General features: G+C 61.9%; 3 protein-coding genes. 1 reads left to right on the top strand and 2 read right to left on the bottom strand.

Translation table 11 applies throughout. From position 1 onward, the window contains the following. Positions 1-796: glycine--tRNA ligase subunit alpha (locus EN750_RS32355; protein WP_189526608.1), on the bottom strand; the 796-nt coding region annotated here is incomplete at its 3' end. A gap of 218 nt (positions 797-1014) precedes the next feature. On the opposite strand from EN750_RS32355, the gene EN750_RS32350 reads away from it, so the two are divergent. Then, the gene (locus EN750_RS32350) at positions 1015-1476 is read left to right on the top strand and encodes a GNAT family N-acetyltransferase (RefSeq protein ID WP_127399111.1); all 462 of its coding nucleotides are present in this window, start codon (positions 1015-1017) and stop codon (positions 1474-1476) included. A gap of 79 nt (positions 1477-1555) precedes the next feature. Here EN750_RS32350 and EN750_RS32345 read toward each other — a convergent pair. Continuing rightward, positions 1556-1856, bottom strand: a 301-nt coding sequence (locus tag EN750_RS32345; protein ID WP_127399110.1) for a tetratricopeptide repeat protein, incomplete at its 5' end; no start/stop codon positions are given.

Raw genomic sequence — 1856 nt, 5'->3', positions numbered from 1 at the left:
GGTTGAAGACATGGCTGGCCTTGATGCACTGGTCGTAGGCCGGGAAAACCATGCGGTGCATCGGCAGATTGTCGTTCGATGCCGGCGCGCCGGCGTCGAGCAGCGCCTTGCACTCGGCCTCGGCGTCCTCGAAGTGGCGCAGAAGCATCGCCGTGTTGGCGTGTTCGAAGTTGTGGCGCGAATATTCCTGCTCGGCCTGCAGGAAGACATCGCCATAGGTGACCTTGTCGGCGCCTTCGCGGCCGTTGAAATTGAGGTCGTAGACATTGTCGACGCCCTGCACATACATGGCCAGTCGCTCCAGCCCGTAGGTGAGTTCGCCGGCCACCGGCGCGCATTCGATGCCGCAGACCTGCTGGAAGTAGGTGAACTGCGAGACTTCCATGCCGTCGCACCAGCATTCCCAGCCGAGACCCCAGGCGCCCAGCGTCGGGCTTTCCCAATCGTCCTCGACGAAGCGGATGTCGTGCAGCAGCGGATCGACGCCGATCGCCGCCAGCGAGCCGAGATAGAGTTCCTGTAAATTGGGCGGGTTCGGCTTCAGGATCACCTGGTACTGGTAATAATGCTGCAGCCGGTTCGGGTTCTCGCCATAACGCCCGTCCTTGGGACGACGCGAAGGCTGGACATAGGCAGCGTTCCAGCGTTTTGGGCCGAGCGCGCGCAGCGTCGTTGCCGGATGAAAGGTGCCGGCGCCGACTTCCATGTCGTAGGGTTGCAGGATGACGCAGCCATAGGCCGCCCAATAGTTGTGCAAGGTCAGGATCAGCCCCTGGAACGAGCGGCTGGGATGCATATGGGCGGGGATTTCAATTGTCACGGATGGCCTCGACAGCACAGGCTAGCTTGCCGGCACGTCCTAGAGACCCGGCAGCAAAGCGTCAAGCAAAGCACGCCGATGCGGTCACCCCGACATTATGGACAATGTTGAAAGCTTTGCAGGGGCTGGCCCATTGCCCATCTCTCGGGCCTGCGCTCTGTTCGCCTGTGCAGCAACGACAACAGGTTTCAGCCATGCCCAGCCCGATCGTCATCCGCCCTGTCGCGCGACAGGATTTCGAGCAATGGCTGCCGCTGTGGGACGGCTACAATGCGTTTTATGGCCGCTCGGGCGAAACGGCCCTGCCGGGTGAGATCACCCAGATGACATGGTCTCGTTTCTTCGATGCCTATGAGCCGGTCCACGCGCTGGTGGCCGAAGGCGAGGGACAGCTTCTCGGCCTCGTGCACTATCTCTTCCATCGCAGCACCACGGCGATCGCGCCGAATTGCTATCTGCAGGACCTTTTCACCACGCAGGCCTCGCGTGGCAAAGGCATCGGACGGGCGCTGATCGAGGGCGTCTACGAGCGCGCCCAGACGGCCGGCTCAGGCCGGGTATACTGGCTGACGCATGAGACCAATCACACGGCGATGAAGCTTTACGACAAGGTCGCCGAACACTCCGGCTTCGTCGTCTATCGCAAGCTCTTCTGAGGCAGCCAGCCGAATCCGGTTCAAACGAAAACGGGACTCCGAAAAGAGCCCCGTTCGCCTTGAATTCAAATGGCTGACGTCACCCTTTCGGGGCGGGCACCGGCTCTGGCTTGACCTTCGGAGTTTCCTGCGCCGTGTTGGACTCGATCGGCGGCAGGCCCTTCATCAGCTTCTGCTGCAATTTGGCCAGCACATCGGGATCCGGCTTCAGGTCGCGAGCCTGGTTCCACTGGAAGGTGGCTTCCAGCTTGCGGCCGACGCGCCAGTAGGCATCGCCGAGGTGATCGTTGAGAACCGGATCTTCCGGCTTCAGCGACACGGCGCGTTCCATTTCGCGCACCGCGTCATCGAACCTGCCGAGGCGGAAATAGGCCCAACCC

It is taken from the genome of Mesorhizobium sp. M7A.F.Ca.ET.027.03.2.1 (genome assembly GCF_003999175.1).
GTDB lineage: Bacteria > Pseudomonadota > Alphaproteobacteria > Rhizobiales > Rhizobiaceae > Mesorhizobium.
The sequence above is the reverse complement of the archived record's forward strand: the minus strand, read 5'-3'. Positions and strand labels throughout refer to the sequence as shown.